At 52.8% G+C, this 15,297-nt stretch carries 14 protein-coding genes; 8 read left to right on the top strand and 6 right to left on the bottom strand.

The annotated features are described in order from the left end of the window. Positions 1-6 precede the first annotated feature (6 nt). From pcnB to panC, 5 genes are read left to right on the top strand one after another with little or no spacing between them, the layout of a single operon-like run. Positions 7-1,407, top strand: a complete 1,401-nt coding sequence (gene pcnB, locus SQ11_RS10800) for a polynucleotide adenylyltransferase PcnB (protein WP_041514189.1) — start codon at positions 7-9, stop codon at positions 1,405-1,407. Next, positions 1,408-1,908, top strand: a complete 501-nt coding sequence (folK, locus tag SQ11_RS10795) for a 2-amino-4-hydroxy-6-hydroxymethyldihydropteridine diphosphokinase (RefSeq protein ID WP_041514188.1) — start codon at positions 1,408-1,410, stop codon at positions 1,906-1,908. Beyond that, positions 1,909-2,550, top strand: a complete 642-nt coding sequence (locus tag SQ11_RS10790) for a deoxynucleoside kinase (RefSeq protein ID WP_041514187.1) — start codon at positions 1,909-1,911, stop codon at positions 2,548-2,550. It begins immediately after the preceding gene. Positions 2,551-2,560: 10 nt separating this feature from the next. Then, positions 2,561-3,352, top strand: a complete 792-nt coding sequence (gene panB, locus SQ11_RS10785; protein WP_041514186.1) for a 3-methyl-2-oxobutanoate hydroxymethyltransferase — start codon at positions 2,561-2,563, stop codon at positions 3,350-3,352. 12 nt (positions 3,353-3,364) lie between these two features. Continuing rightward, complete coding sequence (panC, locus tag SQ11_RS10780; protein WP_041514185.1) at positions 3,365-4,195, top strand: pantoate--beta-alanine ligase; 831 nt, start codon at positions 3,365-3,367, stop codon at positions 4,193-4,195. A 51-nt stretch (positions 4,196-4,246) separates the two neighbouring features. Here the strand turns inward: panC and SQ11_RS17580 are convergent, their stop codons facing one another. Beyond that, positions 4,247-4,855, bottom strand: a complete 609-nt coding sequence (locus tag SQ11_RS17580) for a hypothetical protein (protein WP_198140852.1) — start codon at positions 4,853-4,855, stop codon at positions 4,247-4,249. A gap of 600 nt (positions 4,856-5,455) precedes the next feature. Here SQ11_RS17580 and SQ11_RS10765 point away from each other — a divergent pair. Next, on the top strand, positions 5,456-6,232 hold the full coding sequence (locus SQ11_RS10765; protein ID WP_041514182.1) for a Crp/Fnr family transcriptional regulator: 777 nt from the start codon (positions 5,456-5,458) through the stop codon (positions 6,230-6,232). A 101-nt stretch (positions 6,233-6,333) separates the two neighbouring features. Here SQ11_RS10765 and SQ11_RS10760 read toward each other — a convergent pair whose 3' ends face one another. Both SQ11_RS10760 and SQ11_RS10755 read right to left on the bottom strand, forming a co-directional pair. Then, complete coding sequence (locus tag SQ11_RS10760; protein ID WP_041514181.1) at positions 6,334-9,165, bottom strand: aconitate hydratase; 2,832 nt, start codon at positions 9,163-9,165, stop codon at positions 6,334-6,336. Between the two features lie 103 nt (positions 9,166-9,268). After that, positions 9,269-10,033 (bottom strand): SDR family oxidoreductase, encoded by a 765-nt coding sequence (locus tag SQ11_RS10755; RefSeq protein ID WP_198140851.1) that lies wholly within the window; start codon positions 10,031-10,033, stop codon positions 9,269-9,271. Positions 10,034-10,313: 280 nt separating this feature from the next. On the opposite strand from SQ11_RS10755, the gene SQ11_RS10750 reads away from it, so the two are divergent. Both SQ11_RS10750 and SQ11_RS17575 read left to right on the top strand, forming a co-directional pair. Further along, complete coding sequence (locus SQ11_RS10750) at positions 10,314-11,048, top strand: triacylglycerol lipase (protein WP_156972470.1); 735 nt, start codon at positions 10,314-10,316, stop codon at positions 11,046-11,048. Positions 11,049-11,058: 10 nt separating this feature from the next. Continuing rightward, positions 11,059-12,477 (top strand): hypothetical protein, encoded by a 1,419-nt coding sequence (locus tag SQ11_RS17575; protein WP_041514180.1) that lies wholly within the window; start codon positions 11,059-11,061, stop codon positions 12,475-12,477. 43 nt (positions 12,478-12,520) lie between these two features. On the opposite strand, the gene SQ11_RS10740 is transcribed toward SQ11_RS17575, so the two are convergent. From SQ11_RS10740 to SQ11_RS10730, 3 genes are all read right to left on the bottom strand, one after another. Continuing rightward, positions 12,521-13,972, bottom strand: coding sequence for a bifunctional 2-methylcitrate dehydratase/aconitate hydratase (locus tag SQ11_RS10740; protein ID WP_041514179.1), 1,452 nt, complete (start codon positions 13,970-13,972; stop codon positions 12,521-12,523). Between the two features lie 156 nt (positions 13,973-14,128). Further along, positions 14,129-14,404, bottom strand: coding sequence for an MliC family protein (locus SQ11_RS16490; RefSeq protein WP_198140850.1), 276 nt, complete (start codon positions 14,402-14,404; stop codon positions 14,129-14,131). Positions 14,405-14,651: 247 nt separating this feature from the next. Continuing rightward, positions 14,652-15,242 carry a DedA family protein gene (locus SQ11_RS10730; protein ID WP_041514178.1) on the bottom strand — a complete coding sequence of 197 codons (591 nt, stop codon included), beginning with the start codon at positions 15,240-15,242 and terminating at the stop codon, positions 14,652-14,654. Positions 15,243-15,297 lie beyond the last annotated feature (55 nt).

Raw genomic sequence — 15,297 nt, 5'->3', positions numbered from 1 at the left:
TTCGTAATGATCCGTAAATTTCTCCATCGCGTTTTCGGCACCAAGCCATCTACTTCCATTTCCGCTTCCCGCCCGCCCGCCGGTGTACACATCATCTCGCGTAAGCAGCATGGCATTACGCGCGAACACATCAATCCCTGTGCGCTGAAAGTTACCTCAGGCTTACAGGAAGCCGGATACTCCGCTTTCGTCGTGGGTGGCGCAGCTCGCGATTTGCTGCTGGGACTGGATCCGAAAGATTTTGATATCGCTACTAATGCCACACCTGAGCAAGTGCGCGCCCTTTTCCGCCGCTCACGCATTATCGGCCGTCGTTTCCGCCTGGTGCATGTAATGTGCGGTGCCGAAACAGTCGAAGTTTCGACCTTCCGCGGGGATACGCTGACTAGCGAGAACGATGGGGCCACAGCCAACGTGCATGCTGACGAACATGGACGCCTTTTGCGGGACAATGTATTCGGCAGCCAGGAAGAGGACGCGAAACGGCGCGATTTTACTGTCAACGCCTTGTTCTTTGATCCCGTCCATGAAGAAATCTGGGATTACCTGAACGGCTATGAAGATATCAAGGCGAAGCGCTTGCGTATCATTGGCGATCCCTTGCGGCGGTATCGGGAGGACCCGGTCCGAATGCTGCGGGCAGTCCGGCTCGCGGCTAAACTGGATATGCAGATAGACGCGGACACCGCCGCGCCTATCGGCGACCTTGCTCCATTATTGCAGAACGTACCGCCGTCACGGCTATTCGACGAAATGTTAAAGCTGCTGCTGTCCGGTCACGCCTTGGCCTGTGTGATCGATTTACGCACACGCGGCTTGCACCACGGTTTGCTGCCCATGCTTGACGTGATACTGGAGCAACCACTGGGTGAGCGCTTCATCACACTTGCGCTCAAGAATACCGATGAGCGCGTGCAGCAGGAAAAACCTGTATCTCCCGGCTTCCTGTTCGCGGCTCTGTTATGGCATGAAGTGCTCGCGGTATGGAATAACCGTCAAGGCGCCGGAGAAAAAACGATCCTCGCGCTGCATCAAGCCATGGATGACGTGTTGGCGGTACAAAATAAAAAACTCGCGATTCCGCATCGTTACGATGCCATTATGAAGGAAATCTGGGCTATGCAGCCACGTTTTACCGGCAGGTCGGGCCGCAAGCCGTTTCGTTTGCTGGAACACCCCCGCTTCCGGGCCGCGTATGATTTTATGCTGCTCCGTTGCGAAAGCGGCGAGATAGACATGGAGCTGGGCAAATGGTGGGAGGCATTTCAGCGCGTCGGCTCCGGTGAACGCGAAGCCATGCTGCTCAAGGATGAGATGCAAAAAAAGCGGAGAAGAAACCGTAGCCGCTCCAAATCAGCGTCCAGCGATGCCGTAAGCGACCATAAGGCCGCGGATATGGTGAAATAAATGTCATCTTCTGTACCGCAGCCTGTCCAACAGGCTTTTATTGCACTGGGCAGTAATCTGGATGATCCGGCGTCCCATGTACGTCAGGCCCTTAATGAGCTGACGAAACTTCCCGCCTGCCGCTTGCTGAAACACTCCGCATTTTATCGAACCGCGCCGGTGGGGTGGCTTGACCAGCCTGATTTCATCAATGCGGTGGCGCAAATTGAAACCACCCTCGCTCCACGCGCCCTGCTCAAAGCACTGCTTGAGATCGAGCATTCCCATGGACGCGTGCGCGAATATCCCAACGCTCCGCGAACGCTCGACCTGGATATACTGATGTATGGTGATCTGCAATGCGACGAAGGCGATCTGATCCTGCCTCATCCCCGTATGCACCAGCGTGTATTCGTATTGCAGCCGCTTCTGGAAATTGCACCGGATTGCCGTGTTCCGGGACATGGGGCAGTCGGCGAGTTGCTGGCTGCTTGCACGGAACAGAGAGTGGTACAAGAATAAATGAAACTGGAAAAATACCGCTACATTGTCGTCGAGGGGCCCATAGGCGTAGGCAAGACCAGTCTGGCGCAACGCATGGCAAACTACCTGAACGGCGCGCTGTTGCTGGAAAAGCCCGGCGAAAATCCATTTCTTGAAAAATTTTATGGCGATATTTCCCGCTATGCCCTGCCGACGCAGTTATTTTTTCTATTCCAGCGAGCGAATCAATTGCAGAGCTTTGCGCAAATGGATATGTTCACCCAGGTAACCGTAAGCGATTTTCTGCTCGACAAAGACCAACTGTTTGCCCGCCTTACGCTAAGCGATGCCGAGTATGAACTCTATCAGCAAATTTATCGTCACTTGCAACTCCAGGTTCCGCCACCCGACCTGGTGATTTATTTACAGGCTTCTCCCGCCACGCTGATTGAACGGGTGAAGCGGCGCGGCAATACCTTCGAGAAAAACATCTCTCAAGAATACCTGTGGCGGCTGGCTGAAAGTTATACTCGCTTCTTTCATCAATACGAGGATGCGCCAGTCATGATGATCAACAGCGAGAATCTCAATTTCGTCGATAGTCAGGAAGATTTCGATCTATTGTTGCAACAACTGGAACAGATGCGCAGCCCTCGGGAATATTTCAATCGTGGACTCTAGGAGTTTAGTTATGCGTACTACACAAGGTGATCTACAAAAGATGCGTGACGATGGGGAAAAAATTGCCATCCTCACCTGTTACGATGCGAGTTTTGCGGCGCTGCTGGAGAATGCCGGTGTCGATATTCTGCTGGTGGGTGATTCGCTAGGTAACGTTCTCCAGGGCGAAGAGAGTACCCTTCCCGTCACTTTGGATGACATGATTTATCACACACGTTGTGTGGCACGCGGCTCAAGCAAAGCATTCATCATGGCTGATATGCCGTTCGGTACCTCCCAGGTGGCCCCCGAAGACACATTTGAGAACGCCGCCGAACTCATGGCCGTGGGTGCCAATATGGTCAAGATCGAGGGCGGCTGCGTCATGGCGGAAACCGTTGAATTCCTGACCCGGCGCGGTATCCCGGTTTGCGCTCATATCGGCGTGACACCGCAATCGGTAAATCAACTGGGTGGCTACACGGTACAAGGTAAAACAGACCACCAGGCAAAACAATTGTTGGAAGACGCGGTCGCCCTGGAAAAGGCGGGGGCGGCTATGCTGCTGATGGAAGTTGTTCCCGCTGCGCTCGCCAAAAAAGTTACCAGAAAACTATCCATCCCCACCATCGGCATTGGCGCCGGCGTGGATTGCTCGGCGCAAGTATTGGTACTTTATGACATGCTAGGTATCTATTCCGGCAAGAAAGCCCGATTCATGAGGAATTTCATGATCGGTGCAAGCAGCATCCATGAGGCGGTAGAGCATTACGTCAGGTCAGTTAAAACTGGAGAGTTTCCCGGGCCGGAGCATGTATTCTGAGTTACAAACAGAGTGGAAATTATCACCGAGATCTCATCCTTGCGCCGCCGCCTCCAGCGGGAATCTTCCATTGCCTTTGTTCCCACCATGGGTGGTTTGCACGAAGGCCATTTATCGCTGATTCGGATCGCACAACGAAACGCGAAATGCGTAGTGGCGAGTATTTTTGTTAACCGCCTGCAATTTGCACCGACAGAGGATTTTGATCGGTATCCGCGTACTCTGGCGGATGACTGTGAGCTATTAAAGAATCAAGGCACTAACGTTGTTTTCTCGCCCGATGAGAAAAGCCTTTACCCCGTGCGACAGGACTTTATGTTGGAACCTCCACCGGTAGCGAATATGCTGGAAGGCGAGTTTCGTCCCGGATTTTTCCGTGGGGTAGCAACGGTCGTACTGAAGCTTTTCAATATCGTGCAACCCCACGTGGCGATTTTCGGAAAAAAAGATTACCAGCAACTGCATATCATGCGTGAACTGGTGCGGCAATTCAATCTACCCTTGGAAATCATCGCAGGGGAAACCATACGCACATCGGATAATCTGGCGTTGAGTTCCCGTAATCGCTACCTGTCAAACGAAGAACGTATCGAGGCAGTGCGGCTTTATCGAGTTTTATCGCAAATCAAATGGGAAATAGAGAACGGCAACAGAAATTCTCATGCATTGCGGCAAAACGCAAAAGAAGAGCTCGACGCTCATGGCTGGAAAACGGATTACATTGCGGTGCTGCAACGCGATACGCTGGTTCCAGCGCAAGAGGATGATGGCGATATGGTGATCCTTGGCGCTGCGCGGCTGGGTAAAACCCGACTGATAGACAGCCTGGAAGTATCTATATAAATCTGACCCCGGTTGATCCTAAATTCGTCTCCAAAGAAATATCAGCCGGAATCATTTCAATTTTGGACAATTCGCGATACACCGCTCCTCCACGATTTTCCTGCCGCCGCAACTTAAGAAACATGCGTCCTGGACCGATTGACAGCCGCATTCAACCTCGCATTGTTCATAGCGCAGCCGATCAAACTCCCTGTTACGATCTGGCCTGATTGGCGGTGCAGGATAATAGAAAGGATAAGAATATCCCAGCCCATAATAGGGCCCTCCCCATCCCCACGGCGATCCGCCCCATCCCCATGGCGATCCGCCCCATCCCCAGGCGGAACCGCCCCACCCCAGGCCAGCGCGGCCCCAACCGAGAAAGCGTGAATTCATCCGCTGCCGGTAGCTGCTGAGCTCATTCTCATAGCGCTGTACCGCTTTGTTATATCTCTCGTCCGCCAGCGGTTCTATACGCTTCAGACATGACTGGTAAATGGATGTGCAACGTTGCTGGCATCCCTCCAGCTTCTGCGTGCATTTTTCCAGGCATATCCCACTTGCGGGGTCTGTGGGCGGTTCATAGCGATGCATGATCTGATAGCGGGGAGCGAACATGACGCAACCGGAAAGGCTACTTAATAGAATGGCAAGAATAATGGCACGCGGAACTGAAATCATGCTTTTTTCTATCAAATGTGTAATCCTTTTTTTAGTAACGCGTTCGACCATGTAAAGTTTACCAGCATGACATTCGGGGTTAACGATCTGAATACAGGCAGATTAAGTACGAAATCAGAACATTCCTCACCTCATGCAACATATTGATATTATTTTTAGTTTTATCCGTCGCTATTTGGAGACACAAACTAAATACTTATTATCAATAGTTTACATAACTTCACCACTTTCACGTTGCTGAGAAGCAACAGTAACTGCCTATTTTCTCCTATCTTATATATTAATCTCCTGTTTTATATAGATAATTATTTCTGGCATGATAAATGCTTTATCTATTGAATGATACCTGTCATTCAATGGGTGTAGGCCGCCTAAAAAAATCTGGTCCGATAGCAAAGCATTAAATTTGCGGCTGCTAGCATTCACTCGATGGAGGTAATCAACGTAAAAAAAAACATCGCACCCAAGGCACATGGCGATAGCGCTGATCCTGCGCAGCTGATTGACTGCCCCGATTGCTCTTGAAACGTGTCTTAACAGCGTCATGGTCGAAGGATAGACTTTGGCAAAACAGCAATAACATATGGAGGTATTTTCATTATGTTTTCACTGCAAAGCCCGAAGCAAAACCGAATTCTTGCGGCCCTGCCTACGGAAGATTATGCGAGACTTCTACCGTACCTTGAATTCACATTCTTGTCGTTGGGGCAGGTAGTTTATGAACCCGGCGCTTCCATCAATCACGTGTATTTTCCGACCACCAGCATCGTTGCACCGGTATATGGCGTGGAAAATGGCACTTCAGTGCGTCTTGCAATCATCGGCAACGAGGGCCTTACCGGTATTTCGACCCTCTTGGGCGGCGGCGGCATGCCCGGCGGGGTCGTAGTCCAGAGCGCAGGGGCGGCTTATCGAATCAAGGCGAACATATTGAAGAAGGAATTCGATTCACGCGGAAAATTTCAGCGGCTGGTGTTGCATTACACCCAGGCGCTGATTACCCAAACCGCACAGAACGCCGTGTGCAACCGGCACCATAACATAGAGCAACAACTGGGCCGTTTCCTGCTGATGAGTCTGGATCGATTGTCGGGCAATGAGTTACAAATGACGCACGAGCAGATAGCGATCATGTTGGGCGTGCGCAGGGAAAGCGTGACTCAAGCCGCGCTTAAGCTTCAGACGATCGGAGCAATTCGATATAGCCGTGGTCATATCACCGTCTTGGACCGCGAGGAACTGGAAGATTCCATATGCGAATGTTACGCAGTGGTAAACAATGAATACGGACGCCTCTTACCTCATCGCGAGATTTCCGATCCCGCGCCGGCAGCGCCCAAATACCGCATCAGTAAGGAACTCTGGGCTGTAAATTGAGGAGAACCCCGGACTATTCAGCAGGAACCAAATTCGCCCTCCCCCTGATCTTGGTTTTAGCTGTATAGTCCGGCTTGTCGCGTTAAGATGCACGCTCCTTTTCAGGATTTCATGAGATCCCTGAGAACGTAAGGTAATATGCCGCCGTGCATGTAATAGTCCACCTCGATGGCGGTATCAATTCGGCTCAATAAACCGATTTCGCGGCGCGAACCATCACTGCCATGAATCACCAGTGTTACGCTCTGCTGCGGGCGGATATCATCCAAGCCCAGAAGATCGAATTGTTCATCGCCTTTGATGCCCATCGACTGGGCGCTGGCATTGTCCTTGAACTGCAATGGCAACACGCCCATCCCAACGAGATTGCTGCGGTGTATACGTTCAAAGCTGCGGGCGATTACCGCCTTGACACCGAGCAACTGAGTTCCCTTCGCGGCCCAATCACGGCTGGAGCCAGCGCCGTACTCCTCGCCTCCAAATACCACCGTTGGCACTCCATCCGCAATATACTTCATGGCAGCATCGTAAATGCTCATCTGCCGGCCATCCGGTTGATGCAGGGTGACGCCTCCTTCGCTGCCGGGTATCATCAGATTTTTGATGCGTACATTGGCAAAAGTACCGCGCATCATCACTTCATGATTGCCGCGGCGTGCCCCGTAGCTGTTGAAATCCGACTTCGAAACACCGCTTGCCAGCAAGTATTGACCTGCCGGCGAAGTATCCTTAATAGAGCCTGCGGGACTGATGTGATCGGTAGTGACGGAATCGCCGAATATGGCCAGTACGCGCGCATTGCGTATGGCGCCGGGGCGTTCCGGCTGCATGGAAAAATTCTCGAAAAACGGTGGTTCGGCAATATAGGTGGATTTTGGCCAATCATACACCTGCCCCGAAACCGAGGATATATTGTTCCATAACGGATGATTCTTGGTGAGATTGCTGTAGAGGCGGCGAAACGTTTTCGCGTTGGCGGCGAATTTCATCAACCCATGAATTTCGTCCTCGCTCGGCCAGACATCACCGAGCCAGACAGGTTTATTGTCCTCGCCGAAACCCAGCGGTTCCGTCATCAAATCCGTGAGTATGGTGCCCGCGATAGCGTACGCCACCACCAGCGGTGGAGACGCGAGAAAATTGGCGCGGATGCTGGGGTGAATTCTTGCCTCGAAATTACGATTACCCGAGAGCACCGCGGCACACACCAGATCATGTGTTACCACAGCTTCTTCGATGGGTTCCGACAAAGGTCCGGAGTTGCCGATACAAGTCGTGCAACCGTAGCCCGCCAGATTAAAGCCGAGTTTTTCGAGATAGGGCAGCAAGCCGGTAGCGGTGAGATATTCCGTCACCACTCTTGATCCGGGAGCAAGCGACGTCTTGATATGCGGCTTCACCGTCAGCCCTTTCTCTACCGCTTTCTTTGCCAGCAAGCCGGCGGCGATCAGTACGCTGGGGTTCGAAGTGTTCGTGCATGACGTGATTGCCGCGATTAGAATATCGCCGTGACCAAGGTTAAACGGGGCTTCCGGTATACATAATGGCACTTCTTCCATTACCAGTATCGGACGGTTGTCGACCATCTCCGTAATATTCCTTTCGGTGCCCGGCCGCACCGCATGACCGTTCGAGCTGCCAGTGATGGCCTCCATGGCGTTATGGAGGTCATCGCAGCCGCGCACTGGATAACTTTGGCTCAAATCCGCTGCCTTTCTACCATAACCCCCTTCCATAATGGCCTTGGCGAAAAGTTCAGTGAATTTGGATTTGATATTGCCGATCTCGATCCGATCCTGAGGGCGCCTCGGGCCGGCCAGCGAGGGGGCGACTGTGCCCAGATCGAGCTCCAGTTCACGCGTGTAATCGATGTCGCCCTTGCGGGGAATCCCATACAGCCGCTGAGCCTTGAAGTAGGATTGAAGCAGGGCAACTTCCTCATCGCTGCGGCCCGTACCCCTGAAATATTCGATGGTGGCATCATCCACCGGAAAGAATCCCATGGTGGCGCCATATTCAGGTGCCATATTGGCGATCGTGGCGCGATCGGGGACCCGCAGCGATGCGGTGCCTTCACCAAAGAATTCCACAAACTTGCCCACCACGTTGGCTTTGCGCAACATCTCGGTAACGGTGAGCACCAGATCGGTGGCGGTAACCCCGCCACGCAACCTGCCTGTCAGATTCACCCCCACCACATCCGGCGTAAGAAAGTAAACCGGTTGCCCCAGCATTCCAGCCTCCGCTTCGATCCCGCCAACACCCCAGCCGACTACACCGATGCCATTGATCATGGTGGTATGCGAATCAGTCCCAACCAACGTATCGGGATACACTACACCGTCTTTCTGGTGTACTCCGCGGGCAAGATATTCCAGATTCACCTGGTGCACGATACCAATTCCGGGGGGCACCACCTTGAATGTATCAAATGCCTGCATGCCCCATTTTATGAACTGATAGCGCTCGTTGTTGCGGCGAAATTCGATTTCCATATTGAGATTGAGCGCCTGTTTGTCACCGTAGTAATCGACCTGGACGGAGTGGTCAACCACCAGATCAACCGGCACAAGCGGTTCAACAAGCTTGGGGTCGCTACCCATTTTCTTTGCCACGCCGCGCATCGCCGCCAGATCCACGAGTAGTGGCACGCCCGTAAAATCTTGCAATACGATGCGGGATACAACGAAAGGAATCTCATCCGTCCGCGCGGCGGCGGCCTGCCAGCCTGCCAAGCGCTTCACATGGGCTTCGGTAATTTTCCTGCCGTCGCAATTGCGCAATACCGACTCCAACACGATGCGAATGGAAACCGGCAACCGCGAAATCTTTCCCAAACCCGCCGTTTCCAAAGCGGGAAGAGAATAGAACTTTGCTTTCTTGCCAGCGGCGAGAGGAAGCACTTTCCGCGTATTGAACAAGTTATGCGCCATAGTGATACTCCTTCAAAATAATGCTTCAGACCGCGAAAAACCAGAAAACGTAAAAAGGTGAATGATCCCAATCCGGTGGTTGATCGCTGGCTTATTTCCGCTATTAAATTTTAACCGGTCGATATTCTGAAATATCGGTTTCTATTATGCTTTCTGAAAAATGCTGATAGGCACTTCCAATCCGCTTGGCCATCGAGTCAGGAAAAAGATGAAAATCTCCCGCTTTCAGTGCGGTGACGATACCTTCACCAACAAGCGATGCGGGTTCCGCGGCTCCGCCCAGGCCCGCGGCAGCACTCATATCGGTAGCGATGAGGCCAGGGTGTACGCTCAGAACTGCCGTACCCTGTCGACCCAGCAATTCATGCAACGCCTGTGTGATGGAATAGGCAGCGGCTTTGGAAGCAGAATGCGTCGCAAAATTGGCAGAACACTTCAGCGATGCAATCGAATTAAGCTGCACCAACGCTCCACCCCCATTTATCTTGAGAATGGGGGCAAAAACTTGCGCCATCTGGATAAGACCCAGTACATTGATCTTCATTCCCAGCTCAAGCGAATTGCCAGCCTCATCATCCATGGGGGTTGAGGCGATAAAAACGCCTGCATTATTAACCACTACCTGGACATCTTTCGCAGTCTCCGCGGCGGCTACGATGGTTTCCGGCCGGATCAAATCCAATTGGATGGGAACCACCTTGCTGCCATAGCGCTCGACCAAGTGAGCGGCAGAATCCAGATTGCGAACCGCGGCATAGATTTTTGCCGCGCCATGATGCAAGAAAGCATCAACTATCGCCTTGCCAATTCCGCGATTTGCGCCGGTAACCAGGGCGATCTTACCTTCGATGTCGTAGTGTATCTTCACCTTTGCTCTTCAATGCAATTTGGTTCGAGCATTTTAAACTAAATCCGATGGTTGAACGGACACAGTGCGGGTTTTTGGGGGTACAGCACAAAGCGCAACCTCTCGGAATGGCTAATTTGGCGTGGACAACGCGCAAATCCGAAAAATCATATAATATGAAATAGGAATGTATGTTGCCGCATAATGCGGCCATGCCGCACGCATGCACCTTTGTCGTTATTATTTCAGGCATGGGCGTTCGTGATGGTGCGAATATTCGATGGATTATCCTATAGCGAGCATGTTTATGGTCCTCCCCACGCTGGCACTGTTGCATGGTTTTCTTGGTTTTTCGCGTCGCGGACCGATTGAGTGTTTTCGTGGCGTCGAGCATGCATTGCGCCGGGTGCATATTATTCCTCTCATACCGGAAGTACCGCCCTCCGGAACGATAGTCGAACGTGCGGAGGCGCTCGCGCAGCAGCTTTTCAGCAGTAATGCGCCAGCCTTTGCGTTGGTAGCACACAGCATGGGGGGATTGGATGCCCGTCATCTGATTGCCTATCTTGATCCCGATCGGCGTATAAAAAGTCTGCTTACCGTTGCCACGCCGCATCGCGGCACGCCCGTGGCAACATGGGTGCTCGAATCACGTGGAGTGATTCCAGCCTGGGTTCGGCACATTGGCAATCCTGGCTTGAGTGAATTGACCCCCGAGGCACGTTCCGCCGCACCCATCCCGGATCGCTCTGACGTGGTCTACTCGTCCTATGCCGGTCATCGTCCACTCGATGAGCAACCCTTCTGGCTACGATACTTTGGACGGGCAATTCCGGCAGCCAATGACGGCATGGTGCCCGTTGAATCGGCACAGTGGGGAGAATTCCGCGGTATTCTGCGTACCGACCATATCGAATTGCTCGGGTGGAGCCTCGGTCTGCCGAATAGGCGGGCCATCCGGCCTTTCGACCATCTTGATTTCTGGACTCGGGCCGCTGTCGATGCCATGGCTGCGGCGGAAGGCAAACCAAGCTGAAGGAGGATGCATGGATCAGACCGAGGAAAATAAGTGGAAGATGCCCTGGTACGACTGGCTGGTATTTGTGGTACCGACACTTCTCATTGTGGGTCTTGGGGTGGAATCCGCCCTGGGCCCCAAAGACGTTGAGTACCATGATTTTCGGGCCGTTGCGCATTGGTTCGATCCCGTTTTCTTTCAATACAACCTGATTATGGCGCTACTGGCGGTGCTGGTCGTGCCGTCTCTCGCCTTGACCTATATCCAGACCATGACCAACCGGAAGGAACGTCAGCTTCAGCGTGAGGTTCCGGTTGCGCGCCGGGGCGAGATCCGTAGAAGAATGGGGCGCCGCGCTTCCTTCAGCACCTATCGGGGCAGTGTCTGGCTGACCACCATCATCGTGTTGCTCGGTATTTGTATCCTGTTGTTGTTCAAACCAGTTTCCTCGGCGGACGGAGGCGTAGATTTTAGTCTGGGTGCGAATATGTTGACCATGGGACCTTTCGCCGAATTATTCGAAAAAAACCCGGAGGCGTATTATTCCCATCTGGTCCGCAATCTGACCGCGTTCCAATATGGTTTCCTGGGCGCCTACATTTATTTCATCGGCTCGGTCGCGCGCGCATACTTCACGCTGGACCTGACCTCCCACACTTTCGTCGATGGCGCCATCCGCATGATCGTCGCGAGCATATTGGCATTGGTTCTTTCTTTCGTCTTCCACTTCACCTTTCCTGAGGACTCCAAACCCGCTGCGACGCGAGTTGCCGTATCGGCCCATGACACTGCTCAACCTCCATCCGCTACCGAGGCTTCATCTGCTACCGAAGCTCCATCCGCCAATAAAGATTCGGGGGACAGCTCTGATGAGACAGGTACAACCATACCAGCGAGCCTTAGCCTGCTTCCCGTTTTGAGCTTTTTCTTCGGCTTTTATCCGAAACGGGCCGCACTGGCGATCGAGCGCGTCGCGCTCAAAGTGATGAGGAATATCCCCGGGGACAACTACCGTGCGCTGCCACTTTCCATGCTTGCCGGCATGAGCTACGCCCATGAGTTGAGATTGGAACGTGAAGGTTATGACAATATTGAAAATTTGTGTAACGCCGACGCCGTGGATTTGGCGGTACGCACCTGCTTCACCTACAATCAGTTAAAGCAGTGGATAGACCAAGCTTGGCTTGCGGCACATTTGCGCGAGGATTATCCGGACTTTGTCCGGCACACGGGCATTACCAGTAGCGATGAGTTGTGGCATTTTCTGTCTACCTGTGAGTCCGCGCAGATCAACGGCGTAGAGGAGTTGGTGGCAGGTTTATCGATAGATCCCGCGAGCATTCCTTCATGGAAGGTAAAACTCACTGCTCTTAAAATACTGCTTAATATATATGCTGCTCCGCCGGGAGATTCCATCTCGGACACGAAAGAACACAGACCAGACTGAGATTTTCCTCGTATGCAGGTTTAGGTCTATGGATTATCCGGGTTTAAACCATAAACATATCAACAAACTTGTTGACGGGTGTTGCCTCCAGCCCCGGCTGGTCAAAGCAGAGATCAATGATCGATTTTTGTTGCCCGGCAGGAAACCGGCGCGCGAGATTGATTCTGAATTTTTCTTCCAATAACGGAATACCTTCGCTACGTCGAAGCTTGTGGCCAATGGGATATTCCACCACCACTTCGTCCACCTTGCCGCCGTCCCTGAATTCAACCGTAACACCGTTGGCGATGGAGCGTTTTTCGGGATCATGATAATCCCGGGTGAACTGCGGGTCCTCGACACAAATAATTTTAGCGCGCAGCCAGTCGATGCGCGGGTCGGCTGCCATGGCATCTTCATAGTCGGCGGCGGTAAGCCGTCCGAATATCAGCGATACCGCAACGATATACTGAAGGCAATGGTCCCGGTCAGCTGGGTTGTTGAGCGGCCCTTTCTTGTCGATGATACGGATCGCCGCCTCATGTGTCCGAATGGTGATGTTCTCGATCTCGTCGATTCGCCCTCCTATGCGGGGATGCAGTTGCATCGCGCACTCCGCCGCTGTCTGGGAATGGAATTCAGCAGGAAACGAAATCTTGAACAACACGTTTTCCATCACGTATGACCCCCACTGTTTAATGGGCCGCTGAAACCGTAATGATTGTCCCTTGAACAGTACGTCGTAAAATCCCCAGGTTTTGGCCGTGAGCGCGGAAGGATAGCCCATTTCGCCTTTAAGCGTAATCAACGCCAACCAGACAGCGCGACTGGTGGCATCACCCGCGGCCCAGGATTTGCGGGATCCGGTATTGGGGGCATGGCGGTATGTGCGCAACGATTGTCCATCCACCCAGGCGTGTGAAAGTGCATCGATAATCTGATCGCGGCTGCCGCCAAGCAAATGCATCACGACAGCCACAGAGGCGACCTTCACCAGTATCACGTGATCCAGCCCCACCTTGTTGAAGCTGTTTTCCAATGCAAGGCAACCCTGGATTTCATGCGCCTTGATCATGGCAGTCAGTACATCGCGTATCGTGAACGGTTTCTTCCCCGCAGCCACCGCATTGCGCGCACACCAGTCCGCAACGGCAAGTATGCCGCCCAGGTTATCCGATGGATGTCCCCATTCAGCAGCAAGCCAGGTATCATTGAAATCGAGCCAGCGGATCATGGTGCCGATATTGAATGCGGCTTGTACCGGATCGAGCTGGAATTGGGTGCCGGGAACTCTGGCTCCATTGGGCACAGTTGTACCTGCAACGACGGGTCCGAGCAATTTGGTACAAGCTGGATAAGTAAGTGCTTCCATCGCGCAGCCGAGCGAGTCCATCAAGCAGTTGCGCGCAGTATCATAAGCCAGACCGCTTTGAATATCATGGTTGGCGACGTAGTCGGCAATGTCCACCAGCACTTGGTCGGGTTGGGGACGAAGATTGGAGATATGGGGTGACATAGTCATATGTTATAGGGTCAGCCATCCAGCAGCGAACATCGTCTTTCCCCCGCGAAAACGGGAATCCAGAGATTTTCCTGAATAAATACGCAAACAATCTCCATATTCTGAGCCGTTGATGGGCCGCACCGTATCCGCTCTATCGGCGTTGAGCTTTCATCCGGCGCTCGCCTGAACACACCGCTCGATTATGTCTCCTGGAGTACCGTCATTCCTGTGATTGAGAAGCATGCCTTCCGAACCTGGTCCCATTCCTTTCGTCCACCACTCCAATCCACCACCGGCGTAGCGTGCCCCGCTGCCCGATATGGCGATGATCATCTCGCGCACCCTTCCCTCATACTCCACAACGGCCATGGTGCCAGAATGATAAGACACTTTCACGATGCGATCACTCTTGCAGCGATAAGTAATTGGTGCGTCGATACCCACTTTTCCCTCCCCAACCGGTGTGGTGACCGGAGAAAGGTGACTACACCCGGCCAAGGCCGCAGTTATGATAAAGAGAAGAAAGCGCATCAATATTTGAGGCTGAATTGAATAGAGCAACATACGTACAACTTAGGGCGTCAATAAGCGGAGCGCATTGCACCGTATGGGTCCCTTCAGTACTATCGTCATGCCTGATCATCCTCAGGCCGGACAGGCAACCCTATTTTCCCTTCTTTACCAACTGCATTCACTTTGAATTGCGATAAATCAACCAAACCATGCTGGCAATCAGTGGTCCGGCAAGCCACCAACCCGCTATATGTATCCGCATCAGCCACAACTCGATCCGGTCTCCCAGGAAATAGACGCCACTCGTCCAGGCGCTTACCCACAATATACCGCCAAGCGTGTTGTAGGCGACAAACTTCCTCCATGGCATCCGCATACTTCCGGCAAAGATACCGTTCAATTGCCGCAACACTGGAAAAAAGCGCGCCACAATCACTGTCGCAGGTCCGAACCGGTCAAAGAATCTTTGCACAGCCTCAAGCCGCGCAGGGGTGATGCCGATACGGCTGCCATGGCCTATCGCCCAGCGATGCCCTTTCCGGCGACCAATCAGATAGCCAACGTTATCTCCCAGAACCACTGCCGTTATCGCCCAACCAGCCACCGCGACGATACTGAGCTGCTCATTGACTGCGAGCAAGGTCGCGGCAATCAGGAAGGTCTCTCCCGGTAGCGGTAGACCGAACGACTCAGTAAACAACACGGCAAACAATGCCGTATAGCCGTATTGCGCCAGATAGGGATGCACTGCTGCAACGAGGTTGCTCATGCACGGATTGCTTTTGCGGTTCGTGATTACGGATGGTGTTCGGAAGGTGGATATA

Source organism: Nitrosospira sp. NpAV, from assembly GCF_000832065.1.
GTDB lineage: Bacteria > Pseudomonadota > Gammaproteobacteria > Burkholderiales > Nitrosomonadaceae > Nitrosospira.
This window is presented reverse-complemented; position numbering and strand designations above follow the sequence as displayed.

Coding starts and splice junctions, on each gene's coding strand:
- panB (WP_041514186.1), top strand. CDS start 2,561: ATGCGTACTACACAAGGTGATCTACAAAAGATGCGTGACGATGGGGAA.
- SQ11_RS10760 (WP_041514181.1), bottom strand. CDS start 9,165: ATGGCGCATAACTTGTTCAATACGCGGAAAGTGCTTCCTCTCGCCGCT.
- SQ11_RS10750 (WP_156972470.1), top strand. CDS start 10,314: ATGTTTATGGTCCTCCCCACGCTGGCACTGTTGCATGGTTTTCTTGGT.
- SQ11_RS10730 (WP_041514178.1), bottom strand. CDS start 15,242: ATGAGCAACCTCGTTGCAGCAGTGCATCCCTATCTGGCGCAATACGGC.
- SQ11_RS10740 (WP_041514179.1), bottom strand. CDS start 13,972: ATGTCACCCCATATCTCCAATCTTCGTCCCCAACCCGACCAAGTGCTG.
- SQ11_RS10790 (WP_041514187.1), top strand. CDS start 1,909: ATGAAACTGGAAAAATACCGCTACATTGTCGTCGAGGGGCCCATAGGC.
- SQ11_RS17580 (WP_198140852.1), bottom strand. CDS start 4,855: ATGATTTCAGTTCCGCGTGCCATTATTCTTGCCATTCTATTAAGTAGC.
- SQ11_RS10765 (WP_041514182.1), top strand. CDS start 5,456: ATGTTTTCACTGCAAAGCCCGAAGCAAAACCGAATTCTTGCGGCCCTG.
- folK (WP_041514188.1), top strand. CDS start 1,408: ATGTCATCTTCTGTACCGCAGCCTGTCCAACAGGCTTTTATTGCACTG.
- pcnB (WP_041514189.1), top strand. CDS start 7: ATGATCCGTAAATTTCTCCATCGCGTTTTCGGCACCAAGCCATCTACT.
- SQ11_RS17575 (WP_041514180.1), top strand. CDS start 11,059: ATGGATCAGACCGAGGAAAATAAGTGGAAGATGCCCTGGTACGACTGG.